The organism is Streptomyces sp. NPDC005483, from assembly GCF_040606035.1.
GTDB lineage: Bacteria > Actinomycetota > Actinomycetes > Streptomycetales > Streptomycetaceae > Streptomyces.
Map to the genome: position 1 here is coordinate 275,273 of NZ_JBEXEA010000001.1, position 18,528 is coordinate 293,800.

Annotated in this window: 15 protein-coding genes; 9 read left to right on the forward strand and 6 right to left on the reverse strand. The window is 70.9% G+C overall.

The genetic code is table 11. The features are described from left to right. Positions 1-3 precede the first annotated feature (3 nt). Entirely contained in the window at positions 4-1,344 is a 1,341-nt protein-coding gene (locus tag ABZT06_RS01310; protein ID WP_355733030.1) for a right-handed parallel beta-helix repeat-containing protein, read from the forward strand. A gap of 117 nt (positions 1,345-1,461) precedes the next feature. Here the strand turns inward: ABZT06_RS01310 and ABZT06_RS01315 are convergent, their stop codons facing one another. Further along, complete coding sequence (locus tag ABZT06_RS01315; RefSeq protein ID WP_355733033.1) at positions 1,462-3,612, reverse strand: acyltransferase; 2,151 nt, start codon at positions 3,610-3,612, stop codon at positions 1,462-1,464. Between the two features lie 133 nt (positions 3,613-3,745). On the opposite strand from ABZT06_RS01315, the gene ABZT06_RS01320 reads away from it, so the two are divergent. Beyond that, positions 3,746-4,408, forward strand: a complete 663-nt coding sequence (locus ABZT06_RS01320) for an NUDIX domain-containing protein (RefSeq protein ID WP_355733036.1) — start codon at positions 3,746-3,748, stop codon at positions 4,406-4,408. An 87-nt stretch (positions 4,409-4,495) separates the two neighbouring features. Beyond that, a complete protein-coding gene (locus ABZT06_RS01325; protein ID WP_355733039.1) occupies positions 4,496-5,479 on the forward strand; it encodes an aldo/keto reductase in 984 nt (327 codons plus the stop codon). A gap of 76 nt (positions 5,480-5,555) precedes the next feature. Here ABZT06_RS01325 and ABZT06_RS01330 read toward each other — a convergent pair whose 3' ends face one another. Continuing rightward, positions 5,556-6,314 (reverse strand): TetR family transcriptional regulator, encoded by a 759-nt coding sequence (locus ABZT06_RS01330; RefSeq protein WP_355733042.1) that lies wholly within the window; start codon positions 6,312-6,314, stop codon positions 5,556-5,558. A gap of 224 nt (positions 6,315-6,538) precedes the next feature. Further along, complete coding sequence (locus tag ABZT06_RS01335) at positions 6,539-7,495, reverse strand: class I SAM-dependent methyltransferase (protein ID WP_355733045.1); 957 nt, start codon at positions 7,493-7,495, stop codon at positions 6,539-6,541. A 230-nt stretch (positions 7,496-7,725) separates the two neighbouring features. Between ABZT06_RS01335 and ABZT06_RS01340 the strand changes: the two genes are divergently transcribed. The 3 genes from ABZT06_RS01340 to ABZT06_RS01350 all read left to right on the forward strand — a co-directional run bounded on the left by ABZT06_RS01340 (position 7,726) and on the right by ABZT06_RS01350 (position 11,388). Next, positions 7,726-8,385, forward strand: coding sequence for a UDP binding domain-containing protein (locus ABZT06_RS01340; protein WP_355733048.1), 660 nt, complete (start codon positions 7,726-7,728; stop codon positions 8,383-8,385). 196 nt (positions 8,386-8,581) lie between these two features. Then, positions 8,582-9,601 carry a dTDP-glucose 4,6-dehydratase gene (locus ABZT06_RS01345; protein ID WP_355733051.1) on the forward strand — a complete coding sequence of 340 codons (1,020 nt, stop codon included), beginning with the start codon at positions 8,582-8,584 and terminating at the stop codon, positions 9,599-9,601. Then, a complete protein-coding gene (locus tag ABZT06_RS01350) occupies positions 9,598-11,388 on the forward strand; it encodes a glycoside hydrolase family 15 protein (protein ID WP_355733053.1) in 1,791 nt (596 codons plus the stop codon). Before ABZT06_RS01345 ends, ABZT06_RS01350 begins: the two co-directional genes overlap by 4 nt. Before the next feature lie 62 nt (positions 11,389-11,450). Here the strand turns inward: ABZT06_RS01350 and ABZT06_RS01355 are convergent, their stop codons facing one another. The 3 genes from ABZT06_RS01355 to iolC all read right to left on the reverse strand — a co-directional run bounded on the left by ABZT06_RS01355 (position 11,451) and on the right by iolC (position 15,215). Further along, on the reverse strand, positions 11,451-12,236 hold the full coding sequence (locus ABZT06_RS01355) for a GntR family transcriptional regulator (RefSeq protein ID WP_355733056.1): 786 nt from the start codon (positions 12,234-12,236) through the stop codon (positions 11,451-11,453). A gap of 29 nt (positions 12,237-12,265) precedes the next feature. Next, complete coding sequence (gene iolD / locus ABZT06_RS01360; RefSeq protein WP_355733059.1) at positions 12,266-14,143, reverse strand: 3D-(3,5/4)-trihydroxycyclohexane-1,2-dione acylhydrolase (decyclizing); 1,878 nt, start codon at positions 14,141-14,143, stop codon at positions 12,266-12,268. 94 nt (positions 14,144-14,237) lie between these two features. Continuing rightward, positions 14,238-15,215 carry a 5-dehydro-2-deoxygluconokinase gene (gene iolC, locus ABZT06_RS01365; protein WP_355733062.1) on the reverse strand — a complete coding sequence of 326 codons (978 nt, stop codon included), beginning with the start codon at positions 15,213-15,215 and terminating at the stop codon, positions 14,238-14,240. A gap of 294 nt (positions 15,216-15,509) precedes the next feature. On the opposite strand from iolC, the gene ABZT06_RS01370 reads away from it, so the two are divergent. From ABZT06_RS01370 to ABZT06_RS01380, 3 genes are read left to right on the forward strand one after another with little or no spacing between them, the layout of a single operon-like run. After that, complete coding sequence (locus tag ABZT06_RS01370; protein ID WP_355733064.1) at positions 15,510-16,529, forward strand: sugar ABC transporter substrate-binding protein; 1,020 nt, start codon at positions 15,510-15,512, stop codon at positions 16,527-16,529. Further along, complete coding sequence (locus tag ABZT06_RS01375) at positions 16,529-17,608, forward strand: ABC transporter permease (RefSeq protein ID WP_355733066.1); 1,080 nt, start codon at positions 16,529-16,531, stop codon at positions 17,606-17,608. Before ABZT06_RS01370 ends, ABZT06_RS01375 begins: the two co-directional genes overlap by 1 nt. An 8-nt stretch (positions 17,609-17,616) precedes the next feature. Then, complete coding sequence (locus tag ABZT06_RS01380; RefSeq protein WP_355733069.1) at positions 17,617-18,528, forward strand: ATP-binding cassette domain-containing protein; 912 nt, start codon at positions 17,617-17,619, stop codon at positions 18,526-18,528.

The following is an 18,528-nucleotide window of genomic DNA, read 5'->3' on the forward strand; positions in this document are numbered from 1 at the left end:
ACGATGAATTCTGCCAAGCTTGCCGGACGTGTGCTGCTGACATCGGCGCTCACCTTGAGCCCCTTCGCGATCCCGGCCGCTTCGGGGGCCGTGAGCAACTCGGCGACAGCGAACGCCTACTACGTCGCCCCGGGCGGCAGCGACACCTCCGCGGGCACACAGGCGGCCCCCTGGGCGACGATCGCCCATGCGCAGGCCGTCGCCCAGCCGGGCGACACCGTGTACTTCCGGGGCGGCACCTACCGCTACACCCGCGCCAACAGCGCCTGTACGAGCCAGACGGCCAGGGTCGACGCCATCACCCTGAACAGGAGCGGCAGTTCGGGGAGCCCGATCCGCTACTGGGCCTACCCGGGGGAGAAGCCGGTCTTCGACTTCTCCGGGATGACGGACGACTGCCGGATCAAGGGCTTCGACGTCACCGGCAGTTGGATCCACCTCAAGGGCCTGGAGGTCACCGGGGTACGACAGAACAACAATCTCAACCACGAGTCCTGGGGCATCTGGATCTCGGGCAGCAACAACACCTTCGAGCAGATCGACACCCACCACCACATGGGACCCGGCCTGTTCATCCAGAACGGCGGCGGCAACCTCGTCCTCAACTCCGACGCGCACGACAACTACGACACCAACTCCTCCAACGGGGCAGGGGAGAACGCCGACGGCTTCGGCGCGCACATCTCGGCGGGCCATCCCGGCAACGTGTTCCGGGGCTGCCGCGCGTGGTGGAACGCCGACGACGGCTACGACCTCATCAGCGCCTACTCGTCCGTGACCATCGAGAACTCCTGGGCGTGGCGCAACGGGTACAAGCCGGGCACGACCACGGCGGCCGGCAACGGAACCGGCTTCAAGGCGGGCGGCTACGGGGGCGTCTACGACGCCGGCGCCGTCAAGCACACCGTCCGCACGTCGGTGGCCTTCCTCAACAGGGCGTCCGGGTTCTACGCCAACCACCACCCGGTCGCCAACGACTACTTCAACAACACCGGTTACGGCAATCACCCCGACTTCAACATGCTGGGAGTCGACTCCAGCGGCGCCGACGCCGGCCGGGGCAATCTGCGCAACAACCTCGCCTACACCGGCACGCTGACGTCGAACATGACCGGCACGAGCGCCGCGAACAACTCGTGGAACCTGGGTGTCACCCTCTCTGACAGCCAGTTCCAGAGCGTGTCGACCTCCGGCTGGGACGCGCCCCGCCGAGCCGACGGGAGCCTGCCCGTGCTGCCCCAGCTCCGTCCCACGGCCACCAGCACCTTGATCGACAAGGGGGTGAACGTCGGACTGCCGTACCAGGGCCAGGCGCCGGATCTCGGTGCGTTCGAGACCCCTTGAGCTGAGTGCGGTCCGCGGGCAGTCGTCGCGGGAGGCTTGCCCGGGCGGGCTGGTACGCCGTCCGGGACCGCCGCCCGCGCCGCACGACCGACGCGTGCCGAGTGACACCCGGGCGACTCACCTCAGACCCCCGATGCCGTGGCGGGCCGGTTCGGGGCGGTGGATGCCGCGGGGGCGGTAGCCGAGTTCGTCGGAGCGGCCCAGCAGATCGGCGAGGTACCAGACGATGGCCAGCCACATCTCCGTGCCCTGGAGGCCGGGCTCGGGTCCGGGTCCCGCGGCTCCCGGGCCGAAGCCGAAGCCCTGGCCGTCCCGCCAGCGCGGCAGGACCGTGGCCAGTTGTCGTTCGGCCCAGTCGCGGATCTCGCCGGAGCGGTAGCCGTCAGCGGTACGGCCGAACTGCCGGCCGCACAGCCACAGGGGATGGGCGACGTCGAGCACATTGCAGGCGTTCTCCCTCCCGGGACCGAAATGCCGGGTGTCGCGCGCGTGGTCCAGGACCGTGTCCACGACCCGTTCCGGATACGGCACCGGCAGCCCGAACTGCGCGAACGATCCCCGAGTGAGCCGGTAGTAGCCGTTCACCACCTGGAGCCGGCCCTCCTCGGCCGTAGGGCTGCCCCACATCCCCGTCCATGGATCGACCCTGGTCAGCAGCCAGCCGAACAGCGACTCCGCCGTCCCGTCCGCGTCGTCGCCGTGCCGCAGGTTCCAATGGGCCGCCGTCGCAAGGCTGTCGACCCGGGCGCCGGCGCCCCACGCCCCCGTACGCCACGGCAACGACTGCAGCCGTGCGGCGAGTTGATGTGTCGTCATGTCCCGGACGCCGCGCACCGGATGAGGGAGACCGGGCCCCAGGAGATCGAGGGCATACCCCACGCACAGCACGTGATAGAGCGCCGCACCCTCCCCGATGAAACCGTCGGCATCCGTCACGGGGAGCGGTTCACCGAACTCCGGGACGAGACCACTCTTCGGATCCTGCAGCCCGCTCAGTCGCTCGATGTGCTCCTCGGCGGACAAGTGCTCCGGTACGGCGCCGAGCAGCAGATCGGCGATCTCCACTGCATCGCAGTGCGCCCGCACGGTCGGCGCGGCACCGGGCCGGTCGACGTACCGCTCACCGTCCCAGCAACGGTCGAGAAGCTCACCGGCCTGAGCCCGCGCGGTGCCGGTGAAGCCGGCCAGGCTGCCGGCACGGATCCCGGGGGCGCTCGCAGGCGTACGGTCGCCGTCCGGCCGTAGCCCTGACGCCACGGCGGTCGCCGCTGCCTCCGCGTCCTCCGTCGCCCGGCCCGGATCGTTCTCGGCTACGGTCCCGGGAGTGCTCCCGGGGTTGATCGTCGGGCGGGTCGCAGCCGTTCGGTCGCCGTCCGGCCGTACCCCTGACGCCACCGCGGTCGCCGCTGCTTCCGCGTCCTCCGCCGCCCGCCCCGGATCGTTCTCGGCTACGGTCCCGGGAGTGCTCCCGGGGTTGATCGTCGGGCGGGTCGCAGCGGTACGGTCGCCGTCCGGCCGTAGCCCTGACGCCACGGCGGTCGGCGCTGTCTCCGGGTCCTCCGTCATCCGGCCCGGATCGTTCTCGGCTACGGTCCCGGGAGTGCTCCCGGGGTCGATCGTCGGGCGGGTCGCAGCGGTACGGTCGTCGTCCGGCCCTAGCCCTGAGACCACCGCCCCCGCATCCACGGCCGCCACCCGCGCCTCCCGTCGATCCCGCAGCACCCGCGCCGGGTTCCCCGCGGCCACCGACCACGCCGGCAGATCCCGTGTGACCACCGCGCCCGCCCCGATCACACAGTGATCGCCGATGGTCACGCCGTCCACGACGATCACGTTCGAGCCGATCCAGACGTCGTCCCCTACGCGGATGCCCCGACTGGTCAGCGGTTGTCGGAACACGGGCCGGTCGGGAGCCATGGAGTGGTTGAAGCCGAGCAGCGACGTGTGGGCGCCGACGCGGACGCCGGCACCGAGCACGACGGTCCCGCGCACCGTGGTGAACGGATTGAGGGTGCAGTCCGAGCCGATGGTCAGTTCGCCGGTGACATAGGCGTGCGCGGCGATGTACGAGTCGTCGCCGAGCCGCAGCCGGTCCGGGAACACCGCCGCGGACTCGGCGACGTAACACCGCTCACCGATCCCGGTGTCGCCGCCGATCGCCCGCTGCACCTGCCGCTGCGCGGCGCGCTGGTCCTCGGTCGCCTGGCCGGCGAAGAGCCAGGGGCAGTGGTCGAAGTGCCGCACGGACGGCTGGGGCGGATGATCCATGGGAGCACGCTAAGCAGCGCGAGGCCCGTCGCGGAAGGGGTGCCGTACGCGACGCGGCCCGCCCCGGAATGGTAGAAGCGGTCATGACCAACTCGCACTTCTCCCGCTTCTCCTCCCGTCCGGCGGGTGTCCGATGACCGAGGGCGCCGACACCCCCGACCGCAGGGGCCGCACCGGACTCGACCGCACCGGCCTGGATCTGACCGGCAACCCGCGTGTGAGGGTCCGGGAGGTGAAACTGCTGTCCAGCCACTGGTACGTCGAGCGGGCCACGACCTTCGACATCCAGCGCGCCGACGGGACCTGGAGCACCCAGCAGCGCGAGACCCACGACCGCGGCAACGGCGCCACCATGCTGCTGTACGACACGGAACGCGAAACCGTCCTGCTCACCCGCCAGTTCCGCTTCCCGGTCTATGTCAACGGGCACCCCGACGGGCTGCTGATCGAGACCCCGGGCGGTCTGCTCGACGACGAGGACGAGCACCCCGAGATCGCCGTACGGCGCGAGGTCGTCGAGGAGACCGGGCACACCATCGGCGAGGTCCGCCACGTCTTCGACGTCTACATGAGCCCGGGTTCGGTCACCGAGCGCGTGAGTTTCTACGCCGCCGAGTACGCCTCCTCGACCCGTACCCACGAAGGCGGCGGCCTGGACGAGGAGGGCGAGGACATCGAGATCCTCGAACTGCCTTTCCGCAGGACCCTGGAGATGATCCGTACCGGGGAGATCGCCGACGCCAAGACCATCATGCTGCTCCAGTGGGCGGCGCTGGAAGGGCCGTTCGCCAAGTGACCGCGCAGGTCCTTGACTTGAAGTGCGCTCCAGCATGAAGACTCCCGTGTGTACCCGGCCTCGGGACACACACGGGAGGAATCCACCATGCGATACCGCACGATCGGCACCGCCCCGGCGACCCGCCGCGAGGTCAGCGTCCTCGCGCTCGGCGCGATGCTGTTCGGCTCACGGACCGACGAGGAGACCTCCTTCGCCGTCCTCGACCGCTATGTCGAAGCCGGCGGCAATTTCATCGACACCTCCGACAACTACGCCTTCTGGGAGGACGGCGGCCAGGGCGGCCAGAGCGAGGAACTGCTCGGCCGGTGGCGGCGCAGCCGTGGCGTCGGCGACGAGATCGTCATCGCCACGAAGCTCGGTGCCCGCCCCCTGGCACCCGGCGCGAGCTACGTCGACAACGCGGAGGGCCTGTCGGCCAAGGTGATCCGCGAGTCCGCGGAACGCAGCCGGGAACGCCTGGGCGTGTCCAAGCTGGATCTCCTCTACGCGCACATAGAGGACCACAAGGTCCCCCTCCAGGAGACGGTGGAGGGGTTCGCCGAACTGGTCGCCGAGGGCACGGTGGGCCTGCTGGGCGTGAGCAACCACGCCGTGTGGCGGGTGGAGCGGGCCCGTGCCCTGGCGGCGGCGGCAGGGCTGCCCGCCTACGAGGTCCTCCAGTACGCCCACAGCCACTTGCGCCCCCGCCTCGACGTCCCGGAGCCCCTGTTCCCCGACGGCAGCCTCGGCCACGCGGGCGCGGACCTGCTGAGCTACCTGCGCGCGGAGCCCGCCCTCACCCTGGTCGCGTACTCACCCCTCCTGAAGGGCGCCTACACCCACCCGGACCGCCTCCCCGCGGACTTCGACCACCCCGGCACCCCGCCCCGCCTGCGGGCCCTCGCCGAGGTCGCGAAGGAAACGGGCGCCACGGTCAACCAGGTGGTCCTGGCCTGGCAGCTCGGCAGCGACCTGCCCGTCATTCCGCTGGCCGGGGTGTCGTCGGTGGCCCAGCTGGAGGAGAACCTGGCGGCGCTGGAGCTGGAGCTCACGGGGGAGCAGCGGGCGCTCCTGGACTCGGTGCACTGAGCCAGCGTGTCGTCGCCGCGTCCGCCCGGTCGACGTACCCCGTCGGACCTCGCGCCGCTCCGGTGGACGGACGGGGCTACCGCGTTCCTCGGCCGAGCCGGTCGAGGAACGCGTCCAGCCCCGCTGCCAGCCCTTCAGGCCCCCCGCGCTCGGCGAGCGCGGGGGCGATGTCCCGAAGAACGGGCAGTTCCTGCGGCGGCATCCGATGCAGGCCCAGGCGGAACGCCGGCTCCGCCTCGTCGGGGTTGTCGACCATCGGACGCAGTTCCACGGACACATAGCCGAGCAGCCAAGCGGTGAAGGCCCGGAAAGCCATGGCCAGACGGTCGTCCTCCAACCCGGACTCCCGCAGCAGCGCCAACACCCGCTCGTGGTCCTTGAGCACCGCGAGCGGACGACGGGCCAACGGCACCGCCAGCATGCGCGTGGCCAGCAGCGGCACCGCCTGAGGGTGGTCGAGACAGACGTCGTACGTCGCGCGTGCGACGCGATGGAGCTCGGCGCGCCACCCGGGGGCCGGGCTCTCGTCCGCGTGTCCGGCCCCCACGGCCAGTCGCTCCCCCAGTTCGAGGTAGAGGGCCTCCACCAGACCGTCCAGCAGGGCGTCCTTGCTCGCCGCGTAGCGGTAGAGCGCCATCGCTTCCACGCCGAGCTCCGCGCCGAGCCGCCGCATGCTCAGCGCTGACAGCCCCTCCCGGTCGACCAGGTCCAGGGCGCTGGCCAGCACCCGCTCCCGGCTCAGTCGGCCGTAGCGGCCGCGGTCACCGGCCCTGCGTGCCGGGCCGGACGCCGCCCGGGCGCCCCCGCTCCGTGCCTCGGCCCTCTCACCGGCCATGCCTCGCCTCCAGTCGGTCGGTACGTGCCGTCGTTCCGCTTGTGTTGACTCTACGCAGAACCGGGCGCCGGGTGTACGTATACATCGTAAATATACGTTCCGCCGCACGGCGGCCGACATCAGCCTGGCCCAAAGCGCCTTCGCCCACCACCCGGCCACGGGCATCCATACCGGCCTCGCGGCGATGCTGCGGGCGATGCCGCCGGACGGAGCCGTGTCAGGTGTCACGAGGACACCTGCGCCCCCCGGTAGTACGCGATGATCTCCGCCTCTGTCATCTCCCGGTCCCTTTTGCGCCCCAGGAAGTACAGTGCCGACGCGTCGTCCTGAGCGAAGTCCGGCGGTACGAGGCGGTCGAGGGCGCGCAGCCAGCGCAGGGCCGCCCGTGTCGCGCGGCCCGCGAGGGCGTTGCGGGTCAGGCCCCGCACCAGGTGGTCGACGCTCCACAGCAACTGGGTGCCGGGCCCGGAGACGGCACCGGCGGCGATCTCCTCGAATCGCCGGAACAGGTAGCGGTGGCCGCTCGCGGTGTAGCGCGTGAAGTCGTGGGCGCCCGCATGGACCTGTTGCAGGAACGGTGTCTCCGCGTAGACCAGCCCATCGTCCTTCAGGACCCGGTGGATCTCGGCGACCACCTGCACGGGGTCCAGCACATGCTCCAGCACGGCCTGCACCAGCACCGCGTCGACGCCGGCCGTTCGCAGGGGGATCCGGTGGGCGTCGGCGACGAACTGGGTCGCGGGACTGGTGACGATGTCGAACCCGATCACCCGGACGCGCGCGTCCCGGTAGACCGCGCCCACCCCGTGCCCGACCGTCGCCCCGCCCACGACCAGCAGCGTCGGCGCCGGGCCCGGCAGGGCGCGCAGCAACAGGTCGATGTTGCGGGCGGCGACCAGGTTGGGCGGTTTGACGATGCGTCGCAGGGGGGCGGGCAGCGCGTCGGCGCCCCGGCGGACGTCCGGGGACGACGCGGGGGAGTCGAGCGCCTCCCGGTCGACCACGCTGTGTGCGAAGTCGACGAGCACCGGCCAGCCCGCCGCATCAGGAAAACCCGGGGACGCGTGGTAGACGCAGTCCGGCGCGGTGCAGCGCAGCCCACCCGGGTCGGCCCGCAGGTCCGCACGGCAGCACGGACACACCAACAGCGGCCTGATCATGTCGAGTTCGGCCAGGACCATGTGTGCTCCTCCACCACCTCGTCCACCGACGTCCCGGTCCTCGGGGCTCGTCCCTGACTGACATCCTCGCCCGGATTGACCGGGATCGCCCGATGGGAGACCATGTACGTATACGCCGTAAATATACGGTATCTGCAATCCGGCGGTGATGGATGATGCGCCACGGGACACTGGTTCCCGGTTCGGGACGTCCGGTCGGCCGAGCCGACTGGCCGAAGACGCCCCCGAACGTGACGTCGGCGGCGGAGCTGCCGCCCCCGCCGACGCTCACCCGCATCAAGGTCCTCCACGTCATCACCCGCCTCCAGGCCGGGGCCGGCGGCAACACACTGCTGTCGGCCCTGGGCATGGATCCCGCCCGGTACGAGGTCTGGATCGCCGGGGTGCCCGGCGGCGGCCTCTGGGACAGGGCCCGGGCCGCCGGCGTGCACACGGTGGAGATACCGGGGTTCCGGACGGTCGAGCTCGCCGAGCGCCCGGCCGGCGGGTCGGTCCGGGATCGCCAGGTCGCTGTCCTGGGGGCGGCGTTCAAGCCCGGCAGCGACGACGTCCGGGACCCGCCCGCGCTCGCCGTCGCCGAGGCCCGGGGCGCCCAGGTCTGCGTCCATGACCCCGAGGCGGCCGACAACGCCCGCGTCGCCCATCCGGCCCTGCAGTTCGCACCGGACGTGACCAAGACATGCGACCACGCCGACGTGGTGCTGCACCTCACCGAGTGGCCCCAGTACCGGGAACTCGACCGGGCCGCCCTGGCCTCGGTGGTGCGCACCCCGGTGATCGTCGACGCCCGCCACACCCTCGACGTGAAGGCGTGGCGCGCGGCCGGCTGGACTCTGTGCGCCCCCGGCAGGCCCGGGCAGGCTGACAGCGGACGGGTGGGAGAACCATGAGCGTGGTCCCTTCAGGCGGAGGGCGGATCGCCGGGATCGCATCCGGGCGAGGCCCCGCCGACCCGCGGCGAGAGCGGGTGCCCCTGGACGAGTACGGGGCTCGCCACCCCCTGGCACCGGCGAGCCGCCGGTCTTCGACACCTACGGGCCGACAGTCCGTGACCGCGCACGAAGACGACAAGGCGCAGATCCCGTCATGACGATCACCCGCATCCTGGTCACCGGAGGAGCCGGCTTCATCGGCTCGCACTACGTCCGCACGCTGTGCGGTCCGAACGGCCCGTCGGACACCGAGGTGACCGTCCTGGACAAGCTCACGCACGCCGGCAGCCCGGCCGCCCTCGACGACATCCGTCGCACGGACCGCTTGGCTCTCGTCCCGGGCGACATCTGCGACCGGGACCTCGTCGACGAACTGCTCGCGGCACACGACCAGGTCGTGCACTTCGCGGCGGAGGACCATGCCGAGCGGACCGGACGGGGAACCGAAACCCTCGTGCGCACCGACGTGCTCGGCACCCACACTCTGGTCGAAGCCGCCCTGCGGCACGCGCCGAAGAGGTTCGTCCACGTCTCCTCCGACGAGGTGTACGGCTCGATCCGTGCCGGATCCTGGTCGGAGACCGCCTCCTTGCGGCCCAACACCCCCCGCGCCGCCGCCAAGGCCGCGTCGGACCTGATCGCGCTGGCCTGGCACCGCACCCACGGTCTCGACGTCCGGGTGGCCAGGGGTTCGACCACCTACGGCCCCCGGCAGTTCCCCGGGCGACTCGTCCCGCTGTTCATCAGCCTGCTGCTGGAGGACAGGCCGGTGCTTCTGCACGGCGGCGGGCACGACGTCCGTGACTGGATCCACGTCGACGACCACGTCCGCGGCATCGAACTCGTCCGCACCCTCGGCCGCCCCGGCGAGGTCTACAACATCGGGGCCGGCAACGAACGGTCCGTCCGGGACCTGACCGGACTGCTGCTGCACACGTGCGGCGCCGACTGGGGGTCCGTCGAGTTCCGGGCCGAACACATGCTCCACGACCGGCGCTGCTCGGTCGATTTCAGCAAGATCCGGAACGAACTCGGCTTCGCACCGCACCAGGACCTGGCCACCGGCCTCATGGAGACCGTCGACTGGTACCGGACCCACCGCTCCTGGTGGGAGCCGCTGCTGCGCCGGGCCCAACGGGACGAGGGGGGAGAGAGGACACGTCTCCGGTCATGAACGCACGCATCGAGGACTACGCTCTCCTCGGCGACCTGGAGACCGCCGCCATGGTTGCCAGGAACGGCTCCGTCGACTGGCTGTGCCTGCCCCGCTTCGACTCGCCGGCCTGTCTCGCCGCCCTCCTGGGCACCGAGGACAACGGGTTCTGGCGGATCGCCCCCGTCACCGGCGGCCGCTGTACGCGGCGCGCGTACCGGCCCGGCACGCTGGTGCTGGACACCCTGTGGGAGACGCCGACGGGGACGGTACGGGTCACCGACTTCATGCCGCCCCGGACCCGGTATCCCAGCCTCGTGCGCGTGGTCGAGGGGATCTCGGGTGCCGTGACCGTGCGCAGCGAACTGCGGCCCAGGTTCCACCAGGGCCGGGTCGTCCCGTGGGTCAGGGACGTCGGCGCCTGCACGGTGGCGGTCGCCGGGCCGGACGCCGTCTGGCTCGGCGCGGACGGGCCGGTACGAGTGATCCGGCGCACCAGCACCATCGACTGGGAGGTCACCGTCCCGGCCGGACACCGGCTGTCGTTCACCCTGGTGTGGACCCCCTCGCATCAGCCGAACCCGTCGGCGCCCCTGTCCGTCCCCGTCGAGACGGTGCTCAAGGAGACCATCGCCTACTGGCGGAGCTGGGCCTCCCAGTGCCGCTACGAAGGGCCGTGGCGGGACGCCGTCGTGCGGTCCCTGATCACTCTCAAGGCGCTCACCTACGCGCCCACCGGAGGCGTCGTCGCCGCGCCCACCACCTCGTTGCCCGGCCGTATCGGCGGTGAGCGCAACTGGGACCACCGGTTCTGCTGGCTGAGGGACTCCACCCTCACGCTCTCCTGCCTGCTGCGCAGCGGTTACCGGGCCGAGGCCACGGCCTGGCTGGACTGGCTCGTGCGGGCCGTCGCCGGGGACCCGGCCGATCTGCAGACCGTGTACGGCGTGCGAGGGCAGCGGTTGCTGCCGGAGACGGAGGCGCCCTGGCTGGCCGGCTACGAGGGGTCCCGGCCGGTCCGGTTCGGCAGCTCGGCGACGGGTCAGTTCCAACTCGACGTGTACGGCGAGGTGCTGGACACGCTCTGGCTGTCGCTGCGGGCAGGTATTCCCATGCCGGGGCATGTCTGGTCTCTGGTCGAGGCGTTGATGAGCTTCCTGAGCCGCAACTGGCGCGAGCCGGATCAGGGGTTGTGGCAGGTGCGGGGACCACGACGGCAGTTCGTGCACTCCAAGGTGATGGCCTGGGTGGCAGCCGACCGCGCCCTGCGGATGGGGGAACTCCTGGGCCGCAACGGGTCCTCGGCCGAGTGGCGGACCATGCGCGACGAGGTGCACCGAGAGGTCTGCCGCGAAGGCTGGGACGGTTCCCGGCAATCCTTCGTCCAGTCCTACGGATCGTCCACCCTGGACGCCTCGGCCCTGCTCATACCCCGGCTCGGCTTCCTGCCGGACACTGACGAGCGGATCCGCGGCACCGTCCGCGCCATGCGGGGGCTCGGCTACGGCGGGTTCCTGCGGCGATACGCCACGAACGGCTCCGGCGTCCACGACGTGGACGGCATGCCCGGCCCGGAGGGCGCCTTCCTGGCCTGCTCCCTCTGGTACGCCCATGCCCTTGCCGCCACCGGTCGCCCTCGGCAGGCGCGCGAGGTCTTCGAGCGGGTCCTCGCCGCCGGCAACGACGTCGGGCTCCTCTCGGAGCAGTGGGACCCGGACACCGACCGCCAACTGGGCAACACGCCCCAGGCCTTCAGCCACGTGGCACTGGTCGAGACGGCGTTCGCGCTGTCTCCTTCGGGTCGATGAGGACGGTCGACGGAACAGGCTCGGTGCGTGCCAGGTGCCTTTCGGCCGCCGCGTCGAGCCGCTCAGGGCCTCACCAGCAGCTGGAAGTCGAACGCGTACCGCGACGCCCGGTAGATGTGGCTGCCGTACTCGACCGGGCGGCCGGTGTCGTCGTAGGCCGTGCGCTGCATGGTCAGAACCGCCGCGCCCTCCTGTTCGTCGAGGCGGGCGGCCTCCTCGGCGGTGGCGGAGCGGGCCCCGATGGTCTGGCGGGCGCTGTGCAGGGTGATGCCGGCGGTGCGCAGCATGCGGTAGAGGCCGGTGGACTCCAGGCGGTCGCTGTCGAGGTCAAGGAGGTCGGTGGGGAGGTGGTTGCAGAGGACGGCGACCGGCTGGCCGTGGGTCAGGCGCAGCCGCTCCAGCAGCGTGACCGGGCTGCCCTCCGGTAGGGACAGCGCGGCAGCCACGTCGGCGGTCGCCGGCACCGTCTCGTTGCGCACGACCCGGGTGGCCGGACCCTGCCCGGCCGCCTCCAGGTCGTCGTAGAGGCTGCTGAGCTCCAGGGGGCGCTTGACCTGGCTGTGCACCACCTGGGTGCCCACCCCGCGGCGACGGACCAGCAGCCCCTTCTCCACCAGGGTCTGGATGGCCTGGCGGACGGTCGGGCGGGACAGGCCGAGGCGGATCGAGAGGTCGATCTCGTTGCCCAGGAGGTTTCCCGGGGCGAGCACGCCGTGCTCGATCGCCTCCTCCAGCTGCCGGGCCAGCTGGTAGTACAGCGGCACCGGACTGCCCCGGTCCAGGGCGAAGTCCAGGCAGTTGAGCGCGGGGGTGGTCGCGGCGCGTGACATGTCGCCGGGCTTCGCCATGGAACGTCCTCCCTCGGGGACTCGTGCCGTCACAGGTGGGTGCGGCGGGCGGCGGCCTGGCGGTCGTACTCGGCCCTCGCCCCCACGGCGGCCTCGCGCGACGCCGTCTGCGCCACCGGCACGTCCCACCATGCCTGAGCAGGGGGCGCGGTCGGGGTCGCGGTGTCCGTCTCGACGTAGACACAGGTCGGGCGGTCCGAGGCGCGGGCCGTGGCCAGGGCCTCCCGCAGCTCCCGTACGGTCTTGGCGCGCAGGACGTCCATGCCGAGGCTCGCCGCGTTGGCGGCCAGGTCGACCGGGAGCGGAGCGCCCGTGTAGGAACCGTCGGCAGGGTCACGGTGGCGGTACGCCGTGCCGAAACGCTCGCCGCCCACCGACTCCGACAGGCCGCCGATGGAGGCGTAGCCGTGGTTCTGGATGAGGACCAGGTTGATCGGCAGGCCCTCCTGGACCGCGGTGACCAGCTCCGTCGGCATCATCAGGTAGGTGCCGTCGCCGACCAGCGCCCACACCGGGGTGTCGGGGGTCGCCTGCTGGACGCCGATCGCCGCCGGGATCTCGTAGCCCATGCAGGAGTAGCCGTACTCCAGGTGGTACTGGCGCGGGCTGCGGGCCCGCCACAGCTTGTGCAGGTCGCCGGGGAGCGAGCCCGCCGCGTTGATCACCACGTCCTCGTCGCCCACGACCGCGTCCAGCGCGCCGAGCAGCTGGGTCTGGGTGGGTACGGCGTTCTCGTCGGCGGCGCGGTAGGCCCGGTCCACCACCCCGTCCCAGCGCTCCTTGCCGACGCCGTACTCGGCCTCGTAGGCCGTGTCCACGCGGTGGTCCGCCAGTGCCGAGGCGAGCGCCTCCAGACCCGCCCGCGCATCGCACACGACCGTCCGCGCGGCCAGCTTGTGGGCGTCGAAGGCGGTGATGTTGAGGTTGAGGAAGCGCACGTCCGGGTTCTGGAAGAGGGTGCCGGACGCGGTGGTGAAGTCGGAGTAGCGGGTGCCGACGCCGATGACCAGGTCCGCGGTGCGCGCGAGGTCGTCGGCGACCGCCGTGCCGGTGTGGCCGATGCCGCCGACGTCGGCCGGGTGGTCGTGGCGCAGGGAGCCCTTGCCCGCCTGGGTGGAGGCGACCGGGATGCCGGTGGCGTCCACCAGTGCCTTCAGGGCCTCCTCGGCCTCGCTGTGGTGGACCCCGCCGCCCGCCACGATCAGCGGGCGCGCGGCTCCCCGGATCGCCTGTACCGCCTCCGCCAGCTCCAACGGGTCGGGCGCGGGCCGCCGTACCCGCCACACCCGTTCGGCGAAGAACTCCTCGGGCCAGTCGTACGCCTCCGCCTGCACGTCCTGGGGGAGGGCGAGGGTGACCGCGCCGGTCTCGGCCGGGTCGGCGAGGACGCGCATGGCCTGGAGCGCGGAGGGGATCAGGGCCTCGGGGCGGTGGATCCGGTCGAAGAAGCGGGAGACCGGGCGCAGGGTGTCGTTCACCGACAGGTCCGCCTCGGTGGGGTGCTCCAGCTGCTGGAGGAGCGGGTCGGCGGCGCGGGTGGCGAAGTAGTCGCCGGGCAGGAGCAGGACCGGGAGGCGGTTGATCGTGGCCAGGGCCGCCCCGGTGACCAGGTTGGTGGCGCCCGGGCCGATGGACGTGGTGACCGCCTGGGCCGACAGGCGGTTGAGCTGGCGGGCGTGGCCGACGGCCGCGTGGACCATCGCCTGCTCGTTGCGGCCCTGGTGGAAGGGCATCGCGTCCTCGCCGGCCTCCAGGAGGGCCTGCCCGATGCCCGCCACGTTGCCGTGGCCGAAGATGCCCCAGGTCCCGGCGATCAGCCGGTGCCGTACGCCGTCCCGCACCGTGTACTGGACGGAGAGGAACCGCACCAGGGCTTGGGCGACGGTCAGGCGGGTGGTGCTGCTCATCAGGGCTTCTCCGGTGCGGTGTAGAGAGGGGGGTGGGGGGTGGCCGGCCGATCGGGCCGGGTGTCGCTGGTGAACGCGTCGGCGGCACGGGGGGTCACGGCGCGACGCCGTTCAGGAGACCGTCGACCTCCGCCTGCGTCGGCATCGCGGAGGAGCAGGCGAGGCGGGCGGCGACATGCGCGCCGGCCGCGTTGGCGTACCGGACGGTCCTCTCCAGTTCCCAGCCGGACAGCAGCCCGTGGCACAGCGCGCCGCCGAACGCGTCGCCCGCGCCGAGACCGTTGACCACCTCCACCGGGACCGGCGGGACCTCGGCGGTGGTGCCGTCCCGGTGCATGGCGAGGACGCCCTTCGGGCCCTGCTTCACCACGGCGAGCTCCACGCCCGCCGCCAGCAGGGCCTCGGCGCACGCCCGGGGTTCGCGGAGCCCGGTGGCGATCTCGCACTCGTCGAGGTTGCCGACCGCGACCGTCGCGTGCCGCAGTGCTTCGGCGTAGTAGGGCCGGGCTTCGTCGGGGTTCGCCCGGGCCGAGCCGTTCCAGAGCGTGGGCCGCCAGTCGAGGTCGAAGACCGTGGTGCCCGCCTTGTCACGGCACTTGAGGGCGGCGAGGGTGGCCGAGCGGCTCGGCTCCTCGCTCAGACCGGTGCCGGTGATCCAGAAGATCCGGGCGGCGCGGATGGCGAAGTAGTCGAGCTCGTCGGTGTGTATCTCCAGGTCGGGGGCCTTGGGGTGGCGGTAGAAGTACAGCGGGAAGTCGTCCGGCGGGAAGATCTCGCAGAAGGTGACCGGGGTCGGGTAGGCCGCCACGGGCGTCACCCAGCGGTTGTCGACGCCGAGCTCGGTGAGGGTCTGGTGCAGATACCTGCCGAAAGGGTCGGCTCCGGTACGGGTGATGACCGCGGTGGAGCGGCCGAGCCGGGCCGCGGCGACGGCGATGTTGGCGGCCGACCCGCCGAGGAACTTGCCGAAGGACCGGACCTGTGCGAGAGGCACCCCCGACTGCTGCGGGTAGAGATCAACTCCGATACGGCCCATACTGATCACGTCGAACTGCTGGACTGGTTCGACCATGCGCGACGCTCCTCGATCCGACCTGGGGATGCGGGGGCCCTACGGGCCCGCTGCTTCCCCAGGTGTAGGACTCGAAGGGCGACGCTGTCAATAGTTTGTACTTACATTCGGACCTGCTTGTGAAATGATGTCTTAACAAAGTATTGACAGCGGGCGTGCTCGGGGATTGGATTCCGTCCCAACGCAACTGCCGTGATGTCGCGGCAATCGGCCCGGAACTCCCGAGGTCCCGGGCCCTGGATCCCGCCCCCTTTCCCGACGTTCTCCCCGTCGCACAGTGAGGTGCAAGGAAAGATGGACCGCTCTTCTCTCTCCCGTTCGCGGAGATTCGCTCCCGCCGTGGCCCTGGCTGCGGCCGCGGCCCTCACGCTCGCCGGCTGCTCCAGCAGCTCCGGCGGCAAGAAGTCCGAGGAGAGCGCGGACGGCGCTTCCGCGGGCAAGGCCACCACTCCCCGGATGACCATCGCGCTGGTCACTCACCAGTCGCCCGGTGACACCTTCTGGGACATCGTCCGCAAGGGCGCCCAGGCCGCCGCCGCCAAGGACAACGTCAAGCTGGTCTACTCGGCCGACCCGAGCGCGGCCAACCAGGCCAACCTGGTCCAGAACGCCATCGACCAGAAGGTCGACGGCATCGCGATCACCCTCGCCAAGCCGGACGCCCTCAAGGACGTCGTCGCCAAGGCGAAGGCGGCGAACATACCCGTCGTCGGCCTCAACTCCGGTGTCAGCGACTGGCAGAAGCTCGGCCTGATGGAGTTCTTCGGCCAGGACGAGTCCGTGGCCGGCGAGGCACTCGGCAAGCGGCTGAACGAGGCCGGCGCCAAGAGCGCCGTCTGTGTCATCCAGGAGCAGGGCAACATCGGCCTGACCCAGCGCTGCGACGGTGTGAAGAAGACCTTCACCGGCAAGCTGCAGACGCTGAACGTCAACGGCACCGACATGCCGTCCGTGAAGTCGACGATCACCGCCAAGCTCACGCAGGACAAGTCCATCGACTACGTCGTCACGCTCGGTGCGCCCTTCGCGCTGACCGCGGTGCAGTCGGCGTCCGACGCGGGCAGCAAGGCCAAGATCGCCACGTTCGACCTCAACAAGGACCTGACGGGCGCCATCAGTAAGGGCACCATCGAGTTCGCCGTCGACCAGCAGCCCTACCTCCAGGGCTACCTCGCCATCGACTCGCTGTGGCTCTACAAGAACAACGGCAACTACATGGGCGGTGGCGAGCAGCCGGTGCTGACCGGCCCGGCCTTCGTCGACAAGTCCAACGTCGACGCGGTGGCCGCGTTCGCCGCGAAGGGCACCAGGTGATGGGTATGACCCAGCATGCCGAGCCGGCGGTGACCACACCGCCGGCCCCCGGCCCCAGCAATGCCAAGGACGGCCGGACCGCGGAACGACCGCTCGCCCTGCGCCTGCTGGCGCGCCCTGATGTGGGTGTGTTCCTGGGCGCGGTGGCGGTGTGGGTGTTCTTCCTGATCGCTGCCCCGCCGGTGCGCGACGGCAGTTCGATGGCGAACATCCTGTATCAGTCGTCGACGATCGGCATCATGGCGTTGCCCGTGGCGCTGTTGATGATCGGCGGGGAGTTCGACCTGTCCGCCGGTGTCGCGGTGATCACCTCGGCGCTGACCGCGTCGATGTTCGCCTTCCAGCTGACGCTGAACGTGTGGGCGGGCATCTTCGTCGCCCTGCTGGTGTCGCTGGCGATCGGTTTCCTCAACGGCTGGCTGGTCGTCAGGACCGGTCTGCCCAGCTTCCTGATCACGCTGGGCACGTTCTTGATCCTTCAGGGTGTCAACCTCGCCGTCACCAAGATGGTGACCGGCAACGTCGCCACCGACGACATCTCGAACATGGACGGCTTCGACCAGGCCAAGAAGGTCTTCGCCAGTTCCTTCGAAGTCGGCGGCGTCCAGATCAAGATCACGATCGTCTACTGGCTCGTCTTCGCCGCCCTGGCGACCTGGGTGCTGCTGCGCACCCGGTACGGCAACTGGATCTTCGCGGTGGGCGGCAACAAGGACTCCGCCCGTGCCGTGGGTGTCCCGGTCAACTTCACGAAGATCAGCCTGTTCATGCTGGTCGGCTTCGCCGCCTGGTTCGTCGGCATGCACAACCTGTTCTCCTTCAACACCGTGCAGTCCGGCGAGGGCGTCGGCCAGGAACTGATCTACATCTCCGCCGCGGTGATCGGCGGCTGTCTCCTGACCGGCGGCGCCGGCAGCGCGATCGGGCCGGTGTTCGGGGCGTTCATGTTCGGCATGGTCCAGCAGGGCATCGTCTACGCCAACTGGAACCCGGACTGGTTCAAGGCCTTCCTCGGCGTGATGCTGCTGGGCGCCGTCATGATCAATCTGTGGGTCAGCCGCACTGCGACCCGGAGGTAACCCCACTCATGAGCACTGAACAATCAGGCACGCACGGCGCGATCCTCGCCGACACCCCCGAACCCGCCGCCGCGGACGGGGTGATCGTGGAGCTGCGCGGCGCCGGCAAGTCCTACGGCAACATCCGCGCCCTGCACGGGGTGAGCCTCAAGGTGCGCCCCAGCCAGGTCACCTGCGTGCTGGGTGACAACGGCGCCGGCAAGTCCACCCTGATCAAAATCATCTCCGGACTGCACCAGCACACCGAAGGCGAGTTCCTCGTCGACGGCACCCCGGTCCGCTTCACCACCCCGCGTGAGGCGCTCGACAAGGGCATCGCCACCGTCTACCAGGACCTGGCCGTGGTCCCGCTGATGCCGGTGTGGCGCAACTTCTTCCTCGGCTCCGAGATGACCAAGGGCCGCTGGCCGCTGCGGCGCCTGGACATCGAGAAGATGAAGCAGACCGCCGACCACGAGCTGCGCGAGATGGGCATCGTCCTCGACGACCTCGAACAGCCCATCGGCACCCTGTCCGGCGGCCAGCGCCAGTGTGTGGCCATCGCCCGCGCCGTCTACTTCGGCGCCCGCGTCCTGATCCTGGACGAGCCCACCGCGGCCCTCGGCGTCAAGCAGTCCGGCGTGGTCCTCAAGTACGTGGCCGCGGCGCGCGACCGGGGTCTCGGGGTCATCTTCATCACCCACAACCCGCACCACGCCTACATGGTCGGCGACCACTTCAGCGTGCTGCGCCTGGGCACCATGGAACTGTCCGCCGCCCGCGAGCAGATCACCCTGGAAGAACTCACCAACCACATGGCCGGCGGCGCCGAACTCGCCGCGCTCAAGCACGAGTTGTCCCAGGTCCGCGGCGTCGACACCGAAGCCCTCCCCGAGGAGGAGGACCTCACCGCGGCCACCACCGGCGAGGGGAAGTCCTGA

What these genes read in the sequence shown, in the direction of transcription:
- ABZT06_RS01310 (WP_355733030.1), top strand. Translation starts at nt 4, where the DNA reads ATGAATTCTGCCAAGCTTGCCGGACGTGTGCTGCTGACATCGGCGCTC.
- ABZT06_RS01315 (WP_355733033.1), bottom strand. Translation starts at nt 3,612, where the DNA reads ATGGATCATCCGCCCCAGCCGTCCGTGCGGCACTTCGACCACTGCCCC.
- ABZT06_RS01320 (WP_355733036.1), top strand. Translation starts at nt 3,746, where the DNA reads ATGACCGAGGGCGCCGACACCCCCGACCGCAGGGGCCGCACCGGACTC.
- ABZT06_RS01325 (WP_355733039.1), top strand. Translation starts at nt 4,496, where the DNA reads ATGCGATACCGCACGATCGGCACCGCCCCGGCGACCCGCCGCGAGGTC.
- ABZT06_RS01330 (WP_355733042.1), bottom strand. Translation starts at nt 6,314, where the DNA reads ATGGCCGGTGAGAGGGCCGAGGCACGGAGCGGGGGCGCCCGGGCGGCG.
- ABZT06_RS01335 (WP_355733045.1), bottom strand. Translation starts at nt 7,495, where the DNA reads ATGGTCCTGGCCGAACTCGACATGATCAGGCCGCTGTTGGTGTGTCCG.
- ABZT06_RS01345 (WP_355733051.1), top strand. Translation starts at nt 8,582, where the DNA reads ATGACGATCACCCGCATCCTGGTCACCGGAGGAGCCGGCTTCATCGGC.
- ABZT06_RS01350 (WP_355733053.1), top strand. Translation starts at nt 9,598, where the DNA reads ATGAACGCACGCATCGAGGACTACGCTCTCCTCGGCGACCTGGAGACC.
- ABZT06_RS01355 (WP_355733056.1), bottom strand. Translation starts at nt 12,236, where the DNA reads ATGGCGAAGCCCGGCGACATGTCACGCGCCGCGACCACCCCCGCGCTC.
- iolD (WP_355733059.1), bottom strand. Translation starts at nt 14,143, where the DNA reads ATGAGCAGCACCACCCGCCTGACCGTCGCCCAAGCCCTGGTGCGGTTC.
- iolC (WP_355733062.1), bottom strand. Translation starts at nt 15,215, where the DNA reads ATGGTCGAACCAGTCCAGCAGTTCGACGTGATCAGTATGGGCCGTATC.
- ABZT06_RS01370 (WP_355733064.1), top strand. Translation starts at nt 15,510, where the DNA reads ATGGACCGCTCTTCTCTCTCCCGTTCGCGGAGATTCGCTCCCGCCGTG.
- ABZT06_RS01375 (WP_355733066.1), top strand. Translation starts at nt 16,529, where the DNA reads ATGGGTATGACCCAGCATGCCGAGCCGGCGGTGACCACACCGCCGGCC.
- ABZT06_RS01380 (WP_355733069.1), top strand. Translation starts at nt 17,617, where the DNA reads ATGAGCACTGAACAATCAGGCACGCACGGCGCGATCCTCGCCGACACC.